The 19068-nt window shown below is 48.4% G+C and carries 22 protein-coding genes; 9 read left to right on the top strand and 13 right to left on the bottom strand.

The genetic code is table 11. The features are described from left to right. Window positions 1-131: 131 nt before the first annotated feature. The gene (locus L4174_RS23310) at window positions 132-470 is read left to right on the top strand and encodes a hypothetical protein (protein ID WP_248142870.1); all 339 of its coding nucleotides are present in this window, start codon (window positions 132-134) and stop codon (window positions 468-470) included. Between the two features lie 144 nt (window positions 471-614). On the opposite strand, the gene L4174_RS23315 is transcribed toward L4174_RS23310, so the two are convergent. The 5 genes from L4174_RS23315 to L4174_RS23335 are packed head-to-tail and all read right to left on the bottom strand — an operon-like array spanning window position 615 to window position 4390. Beyond that, window positions 615-1124, bottom strand: coding sequence for a DUF2165 family protein (locus L4174_RS23315; RefSeq protein ID WP_248142869.1), 510 nt, complete (start codon window positions 1122-1124; stop codon window positions 615-617). After that, complete coding sequence (locus tag L4174_RS23320) at window positions 1121-1792, bottom strand: HAD family phosphatase (RefSeq protein WP_248142868.1); 672 nt, start codon at window positions 1790-1792, stop codon at window positions 1121-1123. Before L4174_RS23320 ends, L4174_RS23315 begins: the two co-directional genes overlap by 4 nt. A gap of 1 nt (window position 1793) precedes the next feature. Beyond that, entirely contained in the window at window positions 1794-2558 is a 765-nt protein-coding gene (locus L4174_RS23325) for an AfsA-related hotdog domain-containing protein (RefSeq protein ID WP_248142867.1), read from the bottom strand. Window positions 2559-2583: 25 nt separating this feature from the next. After that, window positions 2584-3234, bottom strand: a complete 651-nt coding sequence (locus L4174_RS23330; protein WP_248142866.1) for a hypothetical protein — start codon at window positions 3232-3234, stop codon at window positions 2584-2586. Further along, window positions 3224-4390, bottom strand: coding sequence for an MFS transporter (locus L4174_RS23335; RefSeq protein WP_248142865.1), 1167 nt, complete (start codon window positions 4388-4390; stop codon window positions 3224-3226). The genes L4174_RS23330 and L4174_RS23335 overlap by 11 nt, the downstream gene beginning before the upstream one ends. A 293-nt stretch (window positions 4391-4683) precedes the next feature. Between L4174_RS23335 and L4174_RS23340 the strand changes: the two genes are divergently transcribed. From L4174_RS23340 to L4174_RS23360, 5 genes are all read left to right on the top strand, one after another. Further along, window positions 4684-5010 (top strand): MerR family transcriptional regulator, encoded by a 327-nt coding sequence (locus tag L4174_RS23340; RefSeq protein ID WP_248142864.1) that lies wholly within the window; start codon window positions 4684-4686, stop codon window positions 5008-5010. A 137-nt stretch (window positions 5011-5147) separates the two neighbouring features. Continuing rightward, a complete protein-coding gene (locus tag L4174_RS23345) occupies window positions 5148-5747 on the top strand; it encodes a pentapeptide repeat-containing protein (protein ID WP_371929454.1) in 600 nt (199 codons plus the stop codon). A 515-nt stretch (window positions 5748-6262) separates the two neighbouring features. After that, entirely contained in the window at window positions 6263-7006 is a 744-nt protein-coding gene (locus tag L4174_RS23350) for a carbonic anhydrase (protein WP_248142862.1), read from the top strand. Between the two features lie 263 nt (window positions 7007-7269). Continuing rightward, a complete protein-coding gene (locus L4174_RS23355) occupies window positions 7270-7518 on the top strand; it encodes a hypothetical protein (RefSeq protein ID WP_248142861.1) in 249 nt (82 codons plus the stop codon). Window positions 7519-7614: 96 nt separating this feature from the next. Next, window positions 7615-7869 (top strand): hypothetical protein, encoded by a 255-nt coding sequence (locus L4174_RS23360; RefSeq protein ID WP_248142860.1) that lies wholly within the window; start codon window positions 7615-7617, stop codon window positions 7867-7869. A 130-nt stretch (window positions 7870-7999) separates the two neighbouring features. Here the strand turns inward: L4174_RS23360 and L4174_RS23365 are convergent, their stop codons facing one another. Beyond that, window positions 8000-8482, bottom strand: coding sequence for a heme-binding protein (locus L4174_RS23365; protein ID WP_248142859.1), 483 nt, complete (start codon window positions 8480-8482; stop codon window positions 8000-8002). Window positions 8483-8645: 163 nt separating this feature from the next. Between L4174_RS23365 and L4174_RS23370 the strand changes: the two genes are divergently transcribed. Further along, complete coding sequence (locus L4174_RS23370; protein WP_248142858.1) at window positions 8646-9323, top strand: response regulator transcription factor; 678 nt, start codon at window positions 8646-8648, stop codon at window positions 9321-9323. After that, window positions 9301-10734 carry an ATP-binding protein gene (locus L4174_RS23375; RefSeq protein WP_248142857.1) on the top strand — a complete coding sequence of 478 codons (1434 nt, stop codon included), beginning with the start codon at window positions 9301-9303 and terminating at the stop codon, window positions 10732-10734. Before L4174_RS23370 ends, L4174_RS23375 begins: the two co-directional genes overlap by 23 nt. Here the strand turns inward: L4174_RS23375 and dkgB are convergent. Both dkgB and L4174_RS23385 read right to left on the bottom strand, forming a co-directional pair. Further along, entirely contained in the window at window positions 10731-11537 is an 807-nt protein-coding gene (dkgB, locus tag L4174_RS23380; protein WP_248142856.1) for a 2,5-didehydrogluconate reductase DkgB, read from the bottom strand. The genes L4174_RS23375 and dkgB overlap by 4 nt on opposite strands. Before the next feature lie 112 nt (window positions 11538-11649). After that, entirely contained in the window at window positions 11650-12534 is an 885-nt protein-coding gene (locus tag L4174_RS23385; protein ID WP_248143351.1) for a LysR family transcriptional regulator, read from the bottom strand. Window positions 12535-12632: 98 nt separating this feature from the next. On the opposite strand from L4174_RS23385, the gene L4174_RS23390 reads away from it, so the two are divergent. Continuing rightward, a complete protein-coding gene (locus L4174_RS23390; RefSeq protein ID WP_248142855.1) occupies window positions 12633-13832 on the top strand; it encodes an MFS transporter in 1200 nt (399 codons plus the stop codon). Window positions 13833-13861: 29 nt separating this feature from the next. Here the strand turns inward: L4174_RS23390 and L4174_RS23395 are convergent, their stop codons facing one another. From L4174_RS23395 to L4174_RS23415, 5 genes are all read right to left on the bottom strand, one after another. Then, entirely contained in the window at window positions 13862-14824 is a 963-nt protein-coding gene (locus L4174_RS23395; protein WP_248142854.1) for a TDT family transporter, read from the bottom strand. A gap of 645 nt (window positions 14825-15469) precedes the next feature. After that, the gene (locus L4174_RS23400) at window positions 15470-16126 is read right to left on the bottom strand and encodes a lactate utilization protein C (protein WP_248142853.1); all 657 of its coding nucleotides are present in this window, start codon (window positions 16124-16126) and stop codon (window positions 15470-15472) included. Further along, window positions 16123-17586 (bottom strand): LutB/LldF family L-lactate oxidation iron-sulfur protein, encoded by a 1464-nt coding sequence (locus L4174_RS23405; RefSeq protein ID WP_248142852.1) that lies wholly within the window; start codon window positions 17584-17586, stop codon window positions 16123-16125. The genes L4174_RS23400 and L4174_RS23405 overlap by 4 nt, the downstream gene beginning before the upstream one ends. After that, window positions 17579-18346 (bottom strand): (Fe-S)-binding protein, encoded by a 768-nt coding sequence (locus tag L4174_RS23410; protein ID WP_248142851.1) that lies wholly within the window; start codon window positions 18344-18346, stop codon window positions 17579-17581. Before L4174_RS23410 ends, L4174_RS23405 begins: the two co-directional genes overlap by 8 nt. A gap of 194 nt (window positions 18347-18540) precedes the next feature. Beyond that, window positions 18541-18873, bottom strand: a complete 333-nt coding sequence (locus tag L4174_RS23415) for a YegP family protein (RefSeq protein WP_248142850.1) — start codon at window positions 18871-18873, stop codon at window positions 18541-18543. Between the last annotated feature and the right edge of the window lie 195 nt (window positions 18874-19068).

Here is a 19068-nt window from a genome sequence, read left to right on the forward strand (position 1 = left end):
AAAACCGCTCGGGTTTCGGACCAGAGCGGTTTTTTTCTTCTGATGTTCCTCGCCTTGGTGATCACGGTTACCTTCTGTGGTTCAATATGCACTTGGTTTTATTTGGGGTAGATTGATTAAGGATGAATGGAATGAAATTTTGGGCTGCTTTGGTATTCGGGCTGATGTCTTTTCACAGCTATGCAGTGAATCAAAACTATATTGGATCAACGGTATCGACGATTAAAGAGGTAACTTCGTATTCTGAATACGGCGATGGTGATGTTGTATTTAAACTCGCGTCACCTGAAGCAACGTGCCCGAGCGGTTACTGGCTGCGGAAGACCGATCCGGGTTTCCAGGCAAATTTATCGATGGTGATTGCGGCCTATCAGGCAAAAACATCCGTTATGGCTTTTGGTTTGCCGGATGAAGTCTGGTCAGGCTCAAAGGGTAAATATTGCCGCATGTACGCGATCAGTTATCGATAATGGCTGTGTCGAAACAGTAAAGAGTTAACATCGTGATCTTTGCTCAGTCTGATTGTTTGGCTGAGATAAAAAGCCCGCTCCGGATGTGTACCGGAACGGGCTTTTTTTGTCATATCAGCACTCATCAGTGCGACTGGAAATCAATTACTGATGTGCGGCTTCCCATTTCAGTGAGGGAATGTTGTTCATCACAAAAGCGATGATTGAAATAATCAGTAAGGTGAAATGGACACCTTGCGGGCCGGAAAATTTTAGCCAATAACCAAAATATAACCCGCCGCACAGGAAACAGACCCAAATCATGGCAAAAAGTGACAGTGCAATATTGGTCACACTGATTGCTTTGACCTCACATCCGTTCAAAGCAAAAGCTTTGAAGTAACAATAGGAGGCATACCATAAGGAGAGCGAGACAATGTATTGAACCAATATAATGACCGAAAGCGCTATTTTTTCAATTCCATTGATGTGAATCGCTCTTGACTCAAGACCATTTCCAAAAACAGGGTCGGCAATCAACCCTTCCATTTTAAACATGGATGACAGCAAAAACTGATTTGTGCCGCTATCCAATAAGTTATTGGTTGCTGCGATTGTCAGCCACATGGCTAAGCCGGTAACAATCGCCGCTTTAAATAAATAGAAAGACTTCAATGGATGACCTCAATAAAAGAACCGTTGTTTTCGGATGCCCATTGTTCAAGTACATCGTCACCACGCAGGACATGAGGATGACCCACACACTGAAGCATGGGAATGTCAGTGTGATGATCGCCATAAGCAAAGCTTTCGCGAGCACAAATCTGATGTTTTTCCATAAAATATTTTACCGCTTCTGCTTTCCCTTCACCGATTGTCTGAGGCGGGATAATTGCACCTGTGAATAGGTCATCCTGTGTTTCCAATTGGACGCCTAATATATGCTGTACATTCAGCAGGCTGGCCAACGGACGCAAAATTTCATGACTTGCACCAGAGACAAATACGATGAGATGTCCTTGTGCCTGATGCCAACGAAGCGTCTCTAATGTTTCATTGATAAAGAAATTATCGGATTGATGAACTTCTTGAAACCAGGATTGGGTCATGTCAATGAATGAATTTCGGTTGAATCCTTTAAATTGCTGATAATAGTAACGATTGACCTCTGCACGTGAACGCTCTTTTGCCATGGTCTGAAACGATTTCATCATCGATTCAAACCGAGAACGTCCTTTATCTTGACCGTCGCATGATTGATAAAAAAACTGTAGAAAGCTAAACATGCTTTTTATATTAATTATGGTTTCATCAACATCATAGAAAGCTGCAATCCGGGTCATATTATCCAGCCTTTCTCACGATGTTTGATTCAAGATGATTCGTCGCATATGAAATCGCATTTTGTGCGAGCTGAAATTCTTTTTGTTCAAGCCGTGCAGATTCAAAAACTGTAAATTCAACATCAACTGTCGTACAGACGGTTTCATTCTGGAAGAACTCAATTTTTACGGAATAAAAATCTCTGCCAGGTTTATTCGCATGCTCAATGATTGAGTATTTGATCTCAGTATCAACCGCAAAAACAAAAGCCTGATAGCTTGTGTTCATTGAATTGATAACGAAATAGTGCGAAGACGGCAATTCATCACTGTAAAAGAATTTTTCTGTGACAGCGAGGAATGCTTGTCTGGCCGCTTCAATCAGAACCATGCCCTGGATATGGTAACCGGTGAGATGATCTTGCAGTAATTCACCTCTTTCATCCATCACCAGATTTAAATGGTAATGATATTCATCGACCCGCTCCGGAGAGGTGATCAAAATATTCTCTTTTTTATATTTATGGGTTTCCTTCCTTGATGCATAGCTGAACAGTTTATCTCTGCCATTCACTAAAAGGTGAGATCCGCCATGACGTTCAAACTTTGCGATCAGAAAGCTAATGGATTCCTCGGACAATCCTTGTCCAATTTGATAGTAGGAATCCAGAAAGTTCCCTTTGTCAATGAACTCTATCATTTCACTATACGTAATGCATTGTGGGAATGCGTTATAGTTTGTTAATTTATCGCCAACGATAGTAAATAGAGTATTGATATTTTCCATTGTTTTTCCCTTTCGATTTGAATTTCTATATTTGAGATTTTAACCAGCTGTCATGCAGCCATTTTTCTGTTTGTCTGCCGGCTTTAAAAAAGTCCCAGACAATGTCCCTTTCGAAAACCATCACTGAATTATCGTGTCCGACAATAACCCAGAAATATTTTCCATCATCAAGATTACGGCATTTCACTTTCATGCCTGTGATGATAATTTTTTTGTTATCAATCATTACTTCTTCATCATGTGGCTTAATCCATTGAACTTTCATGTTTTGAAGTAAGTCTGGTGCATTTGATTCAAGAAAATTCATCGCAATATTCTTTGACTCATTTTCAGTTGGTAATGTGGTGTTCTCCAATTGATATAAACCAAGAATCCGGGCTAAGCCTTTTAGTTTCCCTCCTTTATCTGAAACAAATGTGATGTGTTCTCCACCCAGGATGAACGGGTTGTCTGTGTTGTCTTCATATCGGGTGACGGTAACCTCTGTGCCATCCATCGCGCCTGAAAATGTTTTTACCGGAGCATAATCTTCTTCAATCCAAGCCTGATAGTTTGTCATGGTTTTATATTCCTTTGTCTTCGAATTCAGTGTTTGTGTTGCTGCGCTTTGTGCCGGTATCAGTAATAACGCTAAGCCGAAACAGGCGAATGAAAAAACCGACGGGTTAGCTCGCATATCTACTTTTTTCCTTCCTGAAAATAGACAGCGGTACATTCAGTAATGCAGACAAAACTAAACATGCTGAAAAGTAGAGCACGCCTTTTTCTCCAAAGTGCATCGGGATGACTGCGCCAATGCTTGCGCCAATGAAGAGTGTGAAAGTGTATAAAGATACGGCTAGTCCGCGGTTACTCGCGTCTGAAGTCTGGCTGACCAGGCTGATGACACTCGGGACGGCCGAAGCAATGGAAGAGACAAAAATTAAGTGCAGAATGATGAATACAACACTGTCCGAAGTTTGCATCTGCAGGAACAGCGTCAGAGAAGCTGTGATGACTGATATGAAAACGGTTGTCAGGGCACCAAGTCTGACGATGAAACGGCCAATCAGAAGCGGCATAAACATACACGGAATTGAATAGAGCCTTAAATCATTGACCTGCAGGTTCTCAAAAATAAAACCGCCGGCATGTTGGGACGTGAGTGTGGCATATAAGGTCACGAAACTGCCCAGCAAAACCAGTGCAACCAGATAGATCCGTAATAACCGGAGATTGGTGACGGTTCCGAAAAGAATATTGAAATACCCCTTGGCATTCACCTTGGGCGTGTTTTGGCTCTGTGAGCCAGGTAAGCGGCTGCAGGCAAGCAGGCTCAGAATATAGACGCTGGAAAGAAGCAGCATGACATTTTGCAGGGAGTCCTCAATCATTGCTGCGCCCAGAGTTTGTCCGACCAGTGCAGATAAAAGGAATGCAGAGCTTAACCAGGCAATCCCTTTCATGCGCATTTTCTCCGGAAAGGATTCCCCGATAAAGGCCAGGGCCACCGGCGGGAAAGAAGCGGCCATAAAACCCTGGATGATGCGCAATGTGAGCACCCATTCATATTGCTGACTTAAGGCAACAATGATGGTGGTGACGGATAATCCTGCCATCCCTGCAACCAGTACAGCCTTGCGACCGAAGCGGTCTGATAACGGTCCCCAGAAGAGAAAACCGCTGGCATAGGCGAACCCAAAGCAACTGGTCAATAAGACAATTGATTCTGTTCTGGAATGAAAGACATCTGCGAGCAGCTGACTGACGGGGAGAAGGAGATACAGCTGTGAGACAACTGCGATTGCGCTAACCACAAAGAGGATGAGGTAGTAATTGTATTTTGTATTCATCGTGAACCCTAGCTTCATTAATTGTAACTTGACGACAATTAATGTAATTGCAGGTTTGTCATTATGTCAATAGTTTCATTGCATGTATGTGCTGTTCGCCGATTGTTACACTTTTACGTCTAATATCGATTTTGAGCATAAACACCAATTGGTCTACTATAGAGCTCAAGTCGGACCAATTAGAGTCGTTGGTGTTATTGACTGAATATCTGATAAAGGTAGAAGTAATAATCTGCAACGAGTGCTTTTGGTAGATGCTATGACTAAATGGTGATAAGGGAAGTGAGCTGAGTATGATCCTTGAAGACAGTCTTGGGGCAGAGAATCAATACCAACAATTTTTAAAGAAAGTGAAAGTCGGTATCCATGAAGCATCGGATATTACCGGTGTCCCAACCCGAAAGATTCGCTATTGGCAGGAGAAGGGGTATATCGAGACAACCTCAGGAAACAGTTCGACGCGTCAGTATGATCTGATTAATGTGAAAAAAATCATATTGATACAAGAGTTGATAGACGATGGTTATACGTTGGATGGGGCTGCGAACAAAGTCAACCAGCGCATCGATAAGTTAAAACGTATGTTTGATCTTGTGCTGCCAACATCAGAATCTGAGTAAGGTAAAAAACGGACAGACTGAAGTCATTTTCAGTCACCCGTTGTACGGAGACGGGGCACCAGCCAAAGCGAAATTCTACCTGGCCGTGTCGTCGTCTATGATTTTGTTTCAGAGGACTAAGGCTTATGGGAGCACAAGTGAACCGCATTGCCGATCATGAACAGTATTATGATGAAAATTTCGGCAAACTATTGCTTTCATTGTCAGCGTTCAATGGGGTTGAGTTTGAGGATTGCGAGTTTCATGACTGTCACTTTTCAGAGTCGACCTTCAAAAATTGTAAATTTATTAACTGTCAGTTTTATCGGTGTAATCTGAGTCTGCTGAAGATACCGCAGACGCGTTTTTTTGGGGTCTCATTTGTTGAATGTAAATTAGTCGGTGTCGATTGGACGCAGGCAAATTGGCCAGCATTCAATATTGACCATGAATTGAAATTTCGGAAATGTATTCTGAATGATGGTTCATTTTTTGGTCTGACCCTGAACGAGCTTGTTCTGGATGAATGCAAACTTCACGATGTTGATTTCAGGGAAGGGGACTTCAAACATTCCTCAATGACGTATTGTGATTTCACGCATAGCCTGTTTATGCGAACGGATCTGCGCCGCGTCGATTTCACTGAATCGACTCAATACAATATTCATGTGCTGGAGAACTCCGTTGAGGGTGCCAGGTTTTCCCGATTTGAAGCCTTGCATCTGCTTGAAAGTTTAGGTGTTGAATTGGTGGACTGAGCTTTCAGTCTGTGATTTGAGTTATGGAAAATGAACCAGCACATGGTTCGTTCCTTTGCTATGCAATATGAGCCTGAATTCTTATCAAAAGCGTTTGTAAATAAATAGTGGGTTTATTTGGAACCATTGTTCTTTTTATTTCAATTTGTTACAAATTGAAACATCTATTAGGTTGATTTTATATTTAATCTTATTTTTTTACACTCAGTGTAAATATATTTTTATGTTGGGGTGAGTATCAGGTTAAATTATTCGATTTTGTCTTCTTTTTGCATATTTATTGTTAAGTTTTTTTTGTTGCATGGTTTTGTTTGATGACGAGCAAATAATAAATTCAATTTGAATTTTATGATTGAATCTCAGGCAGTATTTATTAGTTAATTCGATGTTTCATTGCAGCGGATGATATCTGATTCAGGATGGCTGTCATGCTTCGGGAGCATGTAGTCATGTCCCGAAATTTTTAGCAATGTAAATTTTGAATTATGGAACCATTCAACAGGAAAAACAGAAATATGCGAAAAGTTGTTCAGTTGATCAGTCTGTTCATTGGGCTGCAAAGTGTCTCCGTTGCACAGGCTGCGGAGCATTCATGGGGATACGAAGGGGCAAATGGACCGGATCACTGGGCGACGCTCAGTGGCGATTTTGCAACATGCGCAACGGGGAAAAATCAGTCTCCGATTGATCTGTCTGCAGTGGTTGTGGGCCAATTACCACCGCTCTCATTGCACTATCAGCCGGCGTCGGCAAGTGTTATTGATAATGGACATACAGTGCAGGTGAATTATGCGCCGGGGAGTTATCTGACACTGGACGGCCAGCAGTTTGAGCTGAAGCAGTTTCATTTTCACACGCCGAGCGAGAACCATATCCGGGGGCAGTCTTTCCCGCTGGAAGGCCATTTTGTTCACGCGGATAAAAACGGCAATCTGGCAGTCATCGCTGTGATGTTTAAAGAAGGTGAAGCCAATCAAACGCTGGCTGATATCTGGACACAAATGCCGACTGTAGCCGGGAAAGCCGTTTCTCTGAATCAAAAGGTGGATGCGCGACAGATGCTTCCGGCAAAACAGGATTATTACCGTTTCAGTGGTTCGCTGACGACTCCGCCGTGTACTGAAGGGGTTCGCTGGATTGTGCTCAAACAGCCTCAGACGGTTTCGGCAGATCAGATCCAGGCGTTATACCGGGTCCTGGGGCATAGTAATAACCGTCCGGTTCAGCCTGTAAATGGTCGGTTGGTTGTTTCATCCTGATGGATTGCCATCACCGCACCAGCAGAGCCTTATGTGCTGAAGGTGCGGATCTCTAAAGCATTTTGAACTGCTGGTGGGATTTCAAACGAGACTGAATGGCTTGGAACCGTGAAGTGACTCGAAAAAAACATTTCATTTGATAAAAGTCCTACCAGAAAATCATGAATATCAATTAGATTCTCAGCGCCGGGTTCACCTGTAAGTCAACGTCAGTAAAAGCCAATTTTTATTTTCATTATTTATGAACGGGACTGCGAGTAACGATGGCTACCTATCAGTTTTTTACCAGGAAAAAGTCTTATACCTGTCTTCAGATTGATGCGCCTGATTATCGGGAAGGTGAATCTCAGCTGCTTGAACAAGGGTTTGAGAAAGAAAATTTCCTGATCACTGCCCCTGAAGTCGCTGAAGCGATTCAAAAGTACAGAGCCGTCGAGCAGTGCCGCCATAAACACCAATCCGGTGCATTTGATTTTATGTTCGACAAGATTGCCTTTTCATCTGAGCGCTGATCCATTTCATCGCTGGACGACCAGATGATAAGAACATTTTTAATCCCATCGATATATCTGGTTCACCGTGGCTATCTGATGAAAAGGGCACACAGAATGAAAACATTTCATTTTTATACAAAACATGAAGCTTATACGTTTCTTGATGTCAATTCAGAAACCTTTCACGAAGAAGAGAAACAATTATTTGAGCAAGGGTTTGAGTTAGATATCAAGAGTATTGATGCCGAGACTGCAAAGGAAGCGGTGGAAAAGTATGAGCAAGAAAACGACTTTAATTGCCAGGCAACCACAACGCTTGCCATGATTGAGGCGCTTACGATTCCGGTTGTACTTTCTGTTGATGATTGAAAAACAAACGGAATCATTCTCACTGTTGATGATTGAAAAACAAACGGAATCATTCTCAGCGCTCTATCACGCTCAGTTCATTACAATAACCGGCGATACCGCCGGTTATTGATATCGCCAGACAGGCAAATTATTTGATGACCGCCTTGATGGCCGCTTCTGCACAAGCCGCATCCAAGTGCCCGCCCGGCGCACCACCGACACCGATCGCACCAACGACCTGGTTATTGACGTTAATCGGTAAACCACCCGCCAGCAGCAGCAGGTTGTCATCCATATCTTTCAGCGGCGCTAAGAGTGGTTTGTCATTCACCAGTTTCATCAGGTTCGCTGTCGGTTGCTTCAGGCTGACTGCAGTAAAGGCTTTTTTGCGCGAACTTTCGAGCGTATGCGGTCCCGCCTGATTCTGTCGCAACTGAGCTAAAACCCTTCCGGAACGGTCCACGACGGTTGCCGTCACTGCGTAATTATCTTTTGCGCATTGCGCGACGGCAGACTTGGCGAGTTCGAAAGCTGCGTTTGAAGAAAGGTGGGTTTCTGCGACTGTCGTTGCTGCAGATGCTGAAGCAGCAAACACGGACAGTGCCAGGCATACGGGAGTCAGAGTTTTCATGTTCTATCCTTCTTTGGGATGGGAGATGGAAAGACTTTAACTTATCCTCAATTGCCACAGACTTGCCTGAAGATTACCAGATTGTAATCTTTGATAATTTACCGTCATGTTAGTATCAAAACTGGCTTGGGTATATCGCAGCGGCATACAGACAGGATAAGAGATGCACATCTTAGTGGTCGAAGATGATCAGTCGATTCGGGAGTTCGTCCGTCACGGGCTGGAAGAACTGGATTTTCAGGTGACAGCCTGTGCAGATGGCAAACTGGGGTATCTGCTTGCCTGTCAGGAAGCTTTTGATTTGATCATTCTGGATCTGATGTTGCCCGGGATGGATGGCATGGAAGTGCTGCACCGTTTACGGGGCGAAGGCCATCAGACCCCGGTGCTGATTTTAAGTGCCCGTCATTCAGTCGACGAGCGTGTGCTGGGGCTTCAGTCCGGTGCCGATGATTATCTGGTCAAACCGTTTGCCTTTGCTGAACTCGCAGCCCGATGCCAGACGTTGCTCCGGCGCCAGTCGTCGGCAGCCAGTATTGAGTCGCTGTGTTATCAGGGACTGACACTGGATCTGCTGACGCGGGAGGCAAGCCGCGATGGCCAGCGTATTGAACTGAAACCCAGAGAGTTTGCCCTCCTGAAATTACTGATGACCCAGCCGGGCCGGGTGCTGTCGAAAACCATTATTCTGGAGCATGTGTGGGGATTTCAGTTTGATCCCCAGACAAATGTCGTGGATGTGCTGGTCTGCCGTCTTCGCAGCAAAATCGATAAAGGTTTTTCAGCGCCCTTACTCCACACCATTCGCGGGGTGGGTTATGTCCTCAGACATGAACGCTGAACAGGCCTCCCGTTCCGCTCAGCGGGCACTGTTTCAGCGTTTTCTGCTGACCCTGCTGATTTGTTTTATCTTCCTCAACGCTGTGATGGTGTTCATCCTGACCTATCTGCTCGATTACCAGGAGCGGAAGCTGCTGAGTTCACTCGGGCAGGAATATCAGCGTATTCTGACTTTTGAATCTGATACCAAACTGGAACATGTGGTCATCAATAATCCCAACCGGCTCATCGAAAATGCGATCAGCGTTGTCCGGGCCGACTCTTCGGGAGAGTTGGAGTGGCTCAGTGGTGCTGATCGGCCTGATTTACCGGAAACTGTTTCTGCATATCAGTCCATGAACCGGCGTTGGTATCATTTATTCAGCCATGCGCCTTATCTAAGTCTGAAACTGGATGGCAAACCTTCGCAGTACTGGCTCATTATGGACGGCACGCCCAGACGGACCCAGCTATTTGTTCAGGGAACCGGGTTGTTTGTTGCGTTGGCGGCGATGGTTGGCTTGATTGCGTTGATCGTCTGGCGTTTGCTGAGCCGAACGCTGTCGCCGTTGCACAGCCTTGCCAAAGGGGTGGATCAGGTTCGGGGCTGGTCCCTGGATGTGATGCTGGAAACGGATCTGCCAGAGCTTGAATCGGGCGGCCCGCTGGGTCAGCTCAGTCAAAGTGTGCAGCAGGTACTCAATCGGCTGAAAGAAACCGTTCGAGGCATGGATCAAACCGTCGATGCCATTGCTCATGATGTCCGGACACCATTGTCTCGTATGATACTGACCACCGAGGCCGCATTGAGCCGGGACACAGCAAAGCTTCAGCCCGAGAAAATTGAAGCCTCCCTGCGTTCCGCCCTGTCTGATTGTGCTGAATCAGCCCAGCAGGCGAATCAGATGCTGACGACCCTGATGCGGATTCATGACGAACAGGTGGGACGGCATGTGCTGGAAACACAGCCGATTGAACTGGCCCAATTATTGTCGGAGGTCGCAGCCTGGTATGAGGAAGTCGCTGAAGATGCGGAAATTCGGCTGGACACCGACGGCTTAGAAGCTGTGACTTTCATCTCTGACGCCAAACGCCTGATACAAATTGTCGTGAATCTGGTGGATAACAGCATGAAATACAGCCCGGCTGGCACTGAAGTTCAGCTGGCCTGTGGTTACGATGGGACAGGTGTCTGGTTCAGCGTGACCGATCAGGGGATGGGGATTGCGCCTGAGCATCAGGCGCTGATTTTCAGGCGTTTGTACCGGGTGGAAGGAAGTCGTCATCAGCCGGGGTACGGGTTAGGGCTCGCCATGGTTTCAGCCATGGTAAATACGCTGCAAGGCCGTATTGAGCTGAACTCCGTGCTGGGAGAAGGCAGCCGGTTTACAATCCGGTTGCCGGGAACAATGACCCAGACCAGCGATCGTTAGTCCCATGCTGGTGCAAAGTCAGGATTTGCAACTCGGTGCCCACGATCCAATGCGGCGATGGCCGCCAGATCGGTTTCATCCAGCGTCAGTCTGTCAGCGTCCAGGTTGCTTTCGATATTCGCCTGTTTGGTGGAAGACGGGATGGTGACGAATCCTTGCTGACGCATCCAAGCCAGAACGACCTGCGCTGCTGTGGCCTGATGTTTTTCTGCAATCGCCTGAATGACAGGATCTTGCAGGACAGCACCGTAGGCAAACGGCATGTAACCTGTGACGCGCATGCCCAGGGCGCGACAGTATTCAGTCACCTGGCGGTTTTGCAGATACGGGTGCACCTCAATCTGGTTGGTCAGCAATACATCTTTCCCCAGGATCTGAACGGCTTGCTCCATGTGAGCCATGGTAAAGTTGGAAATACCGATCTGACGGGTCAGCCCCAGATCCTGAGCCTGCTTGAGTGAGGCCAGATAGTCCGCCATATCGACTTCCTGATTCTTCAGCGGCCAGTGAATCAGCAGCAAATCGATATCAGCCATACCCAGTTGACGCAGGCTTTCCTGAACGCTCGGGATGAATAATTCCCGGCTGAAATTGTCTGTCCAGACTTTTGTGGTCAGGAAAATGTCTTCTCTGGCAATACCGGATGACTGAATCGCATCGCCTACGGCTTGCTCATTGCCATAGATTTGCGCCGTATCGATATGGCGATAACCTGCATTCAGCGCCAGGGTGACGGAGTCAAATGCGGTTTGTCCTTCCAGACGAAAAGTGCCAAAGCCCAGATGCGGCATCGGGTGATTCATGTTGTATTCCTTGTTGGGATTGTGAGTGATGCTGCTCAGGTTACTTCCCTTTGCACTTTGAAAAAGACCACAACGAACAAATAACTATTTCAGAATTCACAATAATCAGTGGCTAAAGGCACAGTCTTTCCGCAATAAAGTCGAGGAAAGCGCGAATACGCGGTGAAAGTACCGTGTTTCTGTAATACACCGCATGAATCGGTTCTCTGTCGTTGGGGGTCGCAATGTCTGCTTCAAGGACAGAAACCAGCCTGCCCGCGGCCAGATCGCGGCACACCATGAAGTTTGACAACAGTGCGAATCCATTCCCGGACAGACACAGTTGCCGGACTGTTTCCCCGCTGCTGCCCTGGATGTGCATCCGCGGGGAATAGGGGCCGTTCACAAAGGGCCATTTGTTCAGATTCGGCTGAACGGCAAAGCCAATACAGCGATGTGTACTCAGGGCTTCAATACTGTCTGGTGTGCCGTACTCTGCCAGGTAGCCCGGACTGGCGACAATCCGCAGCGGACTGCGTCCGAGGAATTTTGCATGCAGGTTTGAATCTTTCAGCTCACCAATCCGGATGGCCAGATCGGTGCGCTTTTCGATCAGATCAATGAAGCTTTCACTGGAAATCAGTTCAATCTCAATGTCCGGGTAGGCCGCCTGAAATGCTGCCATATGAGGCACGAGTTGATGCAGGATGAACGGGCTGGCCGAATCGACCCGTAAGCGTCCGGCAGGCTTGCCTTTGAGCAGGCGAAGTTTTTCTTCTGCACCGGCAATCTGGCTCAGGCCATGGCGGATGTGTTCGGCAAAGAAGCGCCCTTCTTCAGTGAGTTCGACCCGACGTGTGGTGCGTGTCAGCAAGGTTGTGCTGAGTTCTGTTTCCAGCCTCGCAATGGCCCGGGAAACCTTGGCAACCTGAATGTTTAATTGATTTGCTGCTGCAGAAAATCCGCCGCTGTCGACGACAGCCAGGAAAATCTCCAGTTCTTCTGTCCGGGAAATTATTGTCATTTTCGATAAAGTCATTTGTTGTTGGTGCTGTTTTTTACAAAAATAAGGCTGGGCATACTCGCCGTCAATCTTAAATCACGGAGAATTGATGTATGCCGCTTGCACTTTGGGCACTCACATTGAGTGCGTTTGCTATCGGAACCACAGAGTTTGTGATTGTCGGGCTTGTCCCCACGATTGCACAGGATTTGTCGGTTTCACTGCCCTCTGCGGGGTTGCTGGTGAGCCTGTATGCCATGGGTGTTGCCATTGGGGCACCGGTGCTGACAGCGCTGACCGGACGCTGGCCGCGCAAAACGGTTTTACTTGCACTGATGGCGTTGTTCATTGGCGGGAATCTTCTGGCCTGGCTGGCCCCCGGATATGAATCTCTGATTGCAGCACGAATTCTGACCGGTCTGGCCCACGGTGTCTTTTTCTCTATCGGCTCGACGATTGCGACAAGTCTGGTGAGCAAAGAAAAAGAAGCCAGTGCGATCGCGACCATGTTCACGGGGCTGACCGTTGCGCTGGTGACGGGTGTGCCACTGGGAACCTGGATTGGTCAGGTTTTTGGCTGGCGGGCAACTTTTCTGATTGTGGCGTTACTGGGGCTGATTGCTTTGATCGGCAGTGCGCTTCTCGTCCCTTCCAATCTGAAGCAATCACCGCCAGCACAACTGAAACAGCAACTGGCTGTACTGATCCATCCGCGGTTATTGCTAGTCTACGCCATGACTGCAGTGGGTTATGGGGGTACGTTTGTGGCGTTCACATATCTGGCGCCAATCCTTCAGCAGGTCACCGGGCTGGCGGAAGGTGCTATCAGTCTGGTGATGCTGGTGTATGGTGTATCCGTCGCGGTTGGCAACATCTGGGGCGGGAAGCTGGCTGACCGGCAGGGACCGGTGAATGCTTTGCTGTGGATTTTTGCGGCCCTGGCGCTGACCTTGCTGGTGTTCAGCATGACTGCGCACAGTCCTGTACTGGCCGTCTTGACGGTTCTGGTTTGGGGCGCCTTTGCGTTCGGAAATGTACCTGGTTTACAGGTTTATGTGGTGCAGCTTGCCGGCAAGTATAATCCGAACGCAGTCGACGTCGCTTCAGGTTTGAATATTGCTGCGTTTAACGTGGGGATTGCTTTAGGATCTGTCATCGGCGGTGTGGTCGTTGAAAGAATGGCGCTGACGGATGCACCGTGGATCGGGGCACTGATCGTGGTGCTTGCTTTCCTGTTGACCTGGTTATCGGGGTATTTGGATCGGTCTGGTGAACCTTCGGCAGCATCAGAAACAGCACCATCAGCTCAATAAGAAAAGGCCCGTTCAGGGCCTTTTTTAGATCAGCGACTGGCGTTGGACGGCTCTCTGAGGTAGGTGTTCCAGTAATGGACAGCGTAGTTAGCGCCTACCCAGAGGACCAGTAAGGTTGCAACGCTGATTTCAATCACTCCCGTCATATTGAGGTACTTCGACAGAACGTGATCGTCCGGCAGCCACTCGATCAGGCGGTGCATGGCGACGGCACTGATCACCGAAGGGAAGGTAATCGCAGCCATGGAGGGCTGAAAGCGGTACTTTAAAATATCGATGTAGCACAGGTAGACAAAGATCGTCATGGTGATCCCGATTCCGGCCAGTGCACCGGTAAGAACGGGATCAGGCGTGTCCAGATTGGTCAGATACGCGGTCAGTGACAAGTTCACCGGCGCGGCCATGATGGTCAGCGTTGGTCTTGCCACGCGCGGAAGCCGTCCGGCAAAGCACAGCCGGTACAACACAACAGGCAGCATGAAGAAGTAGATGGCCACGCAGGCGTTGGTCATGAAGATTGAAAACTCAGTGTACCCGAGTTGTGAACCGGCCAGAGTACCGCTGATGGCGCCAACCGGGTACAGGAACCAGCTGGGATAGAGATGAATCAGACGAAATTTCTTTAACTGACAACTGAAAAAGATCACCATCATGGTTAAGTGCAGGGCCAGAGCCGGATACCACAGCATGCGGGCACTGGCCTGATGAATGCCTGCCAGATAATCGGCCAGTACCAGCATTGTCATTGACATCGGGGGCATCAGACTGCCGTATAACGGATGGTTCAGATCAGACAGAAACAGTTTCGGATTCAGCAGATATTTCAGTACGACCGGGATCAGGAGGCAGGCACCGACGAACGCACAGAGAGAGCGGATGAAATTGCCATAACTTGGATAGTAGAGTGACCAGGCAAGGCCGGTCCCTGTGATGGCTAATGCTAAAGCAGCCTGAGCGGTAGGAACTTGTGCGAATGCTTTGCCGAGTGTCACTGGGTCTCCTTTTCAATTGACCAGCTAATCAAAGAGAGGGGATTTTACACGAAATGATGACAAATGATCCCGGCCAATCGCTTAAGAATAGAAAGATTCTCTGGTACGGGCTAAATATAGCTGCAATCGTTACTGAATGAGTCAAAGAAGCGGATACAGAAAGAGTGAGGACAAAAGTTGCGAAATACAGGATTTGATCCCATAGTAATAGTGAAGCGTATGAACTGAGAGAGTTTCATGCTCTAGCTTCTGGAGGATCAAAGCTGTTCTTCGACTGTCTTGCGTTCTGTGCTTCACGGTTGTTTCCGGCTTCAGAGGATGCAGCCACCAAGGCACTAAGCCTGTGAAAACTTAGTGTTACAATTTGGAAAGTGACACCACAAAATTAATACTTCTTCGCCAATAAACCATAAAGCTCGATTGGAAGAAATGACGATTATCGAGTCCGGCATACTCAACGTAATGAGTGGCGAAGCCCCCGTTATAAATACCATCGGTGTGCTGAGTAGGTAGACTGAAGGTGATAACGAACACAAGCCGCACGCAACGTGCGGCTTTTTTTGTCCAGGATATTTTCACGGCACCGCAGTACCAATCTGTGCTCCTTCTCCGGCTTGCCCTGAATTGTGAACGAAACGACTGTTTTTACCGGTTTACCACGATCAAAACCATCAGTCTGCTCGGGCCGTGGGCACCATACGCCAGTGTTTGCTGTATGTCGGCTGTTTTTGAAGGCCCCGAAATGAGGACCACATTGGTGGGTAAACCCTGATGCCATTGTTGCTGGTGCATCAGGGCCGTAAAGTTGTCGGTTAGTTGAGACGCATTGACCAGTGCGATATGACAAGGGGGCACCAGCGATAAGGTTCTGGGTTCTTTGCGATCCGGCCACAATACGAGAGTGCCGGTCTCAGCAATGGCAGCATGCACATGCGTGACCCCGGCATCCACCTCAGAAAACAGCGTATCTTTCCAGTTGTCTATGGGGTCATCGAAAGGAACAAGTTCTGCGGTGCGGCAAGCGTGCTGTATCTGAGCAAGAAATTCACCAGCTGTACCGGCTGCAATTCGTCTGACGCCAGTCTCACTGATGAGTTCCGCCAGCTGCTCTGAAAGAGTGTCTGATGTGCAGTGATAAACCTCAGCATGGCTGGCGGTCAGCTGTTCACAAAACTGAGCCATTTGCTCTGCTGGGTCACGGGCTGTCCAGGCAGTATATGCCGGTTCCTGTGTGTCCGTGACTGATGCTGTGGATTGTCCGGCGCGTAAGCGGGCCAGAATGGCTTGTCTGGCTGGGTTCATTGCTGCGTTCCTTTTCGTTTTTGTTTTAACAGGTGGTGCAGGGAAGTGGCTGCCGGTTTCGGGGCTGTACGGCATTGTGTCCAATTGCTCATGTTGTCGGGCATCCAATGGCGAACTTTCCCGGCCAGCCAGGTGCCGGTGTGATAAACCGAAGGATGGCAAGCCACGGTAGCAAATGCTTTCATCATCATGGATTCTGTAGTGCTGGCCGCAGATTGCTGGCCGCGTAAGGGTTGATGCTCCTGTTCCGGAGGCAGTTTCGCATCATGGCGTAAACGCTGCAGCAGGGACGGAATGGGAATGCGGACCGGGCAGACTTCCCCGCAGGCTCCGCACAGGCTGGACGCAGTGACTAAGTCTTGCGTGGCTTCAAGGCCCAGCAGATGCGGCGAGATAATTTTGCCGATCGGCCCCGGATAAACTGTGCCATAAGCATGGCCGCCAATTCGGGTATAGACCGGGCAATGATTCATACAGGCGCCACAGCGAATGCATTGCAGGGTCTGGCGGGTTTCCTCATCCTGATAGGCCTGACTGCGGCCATTATCCAGCAGAATCAGATGCACCGCTTTCGGACCGTCCAGCTCACCGGGTTTGCGCGGCGATGAAATCATATTGAAATAGGTTGTGATGGCCTGCCCGGTTGCGGAACGGGTCAGCGCGCTGTACAGGGGCGGCACATCACTTAATAATTCCACCACTTTCTCAATGCCTGTGACGGCAATGTGGATGTCAGGTACTGTGGTACACATCCGGCCATTGCCTTCGTTTTCAACCAGACAAAGCGTGCCGGTTTCAGCGACCGCAAAGTTCACTCCGGAAACACCGATTTGCGCGGTGCGGAATTTTTCCCTGAGCTGCTGCCGGCCGGTCCGGATCAGACTGTCGACATCTGTGGTGGGGGTAAAGTGATCCAGATGTTCAGAAAAGGTGTCACTGACCTGCTGTTTGTTTTTGTGGATCGCCGGCATGATGATATGGGACGGTGTGTCGCCATCCAGCTGGATGATGTATTCGCCCATGTCACTTTCAAGGCAGGTGATCTGATGCTTCGCCATTTCATGATTGAGATTGATTTCCTCACTGACCATCGATTTTCCTTTGATCATCAGCAAGGCGTGATTCGTCTTTGGATTAGAGACGGGCTGCGCAACGGATTGAGCGATAGCCAGGAAGATTGCGTTTGCCTGTTTCGCATTTTCGGCCCAGTGCACCTGAATCCCGTTGGCGGTGCAGTTGGTTTCCAGTTGTTCCAGCAGTTCGGGCAGTTTCCGCAGGCAGCGCCGACGAATGGCCTCGGCCCGGTCACGGATGGCTGCCTCTTCTTGGGGATCTGCAAATGCGCTTTTGCGCTTGCTCTGCAGGTAATCCATCGCTCCCCGAAAATTGTGTCTGAGTTGCGGATCAGCCAGCGCATCGGCGGCCTGCTGGTGAAAGTGTTCCGGCTGAAATTTACTCATGCTGGCCTCCGGTTCTGCTGAGCAGAAAGCTGGCTAAGTGTTGCCCCTGTAACGTTCGGCCCTGATAGGAAAGGGCGCCGTTAATATTGAGCAGGCAGCCCCAGTCTGCACTGACGAAGTGTTCCGCCTGAGTATCGCAAAGATGATGTGTTTTATCCTCGACCATCGCCTGGCTGATGTTCGGATGCCGGACAGCAAAGGTGCCGCCGAAGCCGCAGCATTCACTTTCGTAAGCCTGTTCACGGAGGTCGACATGCGCAAGCTGGCTGAGTAGCTGCCGGGCGGTGACATGAACCTGCATTTCACGTCTGGCGGCGCAGGAGGTGTGCATGACCACTGAAGTGGGTTCCCCGGTATCCTGCCAGCGGACCCGGCAGACGTTGATCAGAAATTCCGTGAATTCAAAAACCCGCTCACAGAAACGGCTGACCTCAAGTGCATGTTTGCTGCCTTCAAACAGACGTAAGTAATGGTGATGCATCATGCCGCCACAGGAGCCGGACAGCACCACAACCGGCCAGGGTTCAGGAAACAGGGCGATCTGATTCAGGGCAATCTGACGGGATTCCCGGTTATAGCCACTGCTGTAGGCGGGCTGGCCGCAGCATGTTTGTTTGGGGATAAAGATGACCTCAATCCCTTCACGTTCGAGCAGCGAGATGGCATCCAGACCGGCCTGAGGGTCAAACATATCGACCAGACAGGTGGCGTAGAGATACACTTTTTGTGGCTTGGCGGGATAAAGGCGACGGATATGCATGCAGGACTCCCTGTTCGACATGCGGATACATGAATGATGTTATGGAAATGTATTTCCAGACCAAGGGTAACGGCTTCGCAGACCGTCAAATAGCGCATTCATGAAAAAGATTTATTCCATAACTGGCGGAATGTCATCTCCATCCGCATTGGTCAGTGGAGATGACAGGTAAAAGAGGTGGCTCAATCATTCGTTCAGGCAGTCAGATCTTTAATTTTGTCCGTCGGGCCATTTTTCTGCACCGATTTGATCCCATGATCTGCACCGGATTTGGACTGATACATTTCACTGCTGCCAATGATCTGATGATTCTTGGCTTTCAGATTGAAGTGAAATTGTCCGTTTGAGGCTTCTTTCAGCTCGAACTGTTCAGCATGGGGCGCATTGGTCTGAACCGACTTAATCCCATTCTGCGCGGCTGCCTTGGTGGTATACATTTCACTTTTGAGGATAACTTCGCCGTTTGCGGCTTTCAGAACAAAATAAATTTGATCATTTTTCGCCTTCTTCAACTCGTAACTGCCCATGTCCAACTCCCTGTTGTGTAGTGAATTTAGATCAAGATTAGTCCTGTTTCGGTAAAAGAGAGTGATATTTGTCGAAGCACGGGTGTTTTGTCATTGCGGGAGTTGAAGCGACCTGTTTTGGAAATGGCGGTGCATCAGAAGAAACTTGTGATGCCAAGAAAGCTTTTTCGAAAGATTCTTGATAGGGAGTCTTTG

Source organism: Photobacterium sp. CCB-ST2H9, assembly GCF_023151555.2.
In the GTDB taxonomy this organism is placed as follows: Bacteria; Pseudomonadota; Gammaproteobacteria; order Enterobacterales; family Vibrionaceae; genus Photobacterium.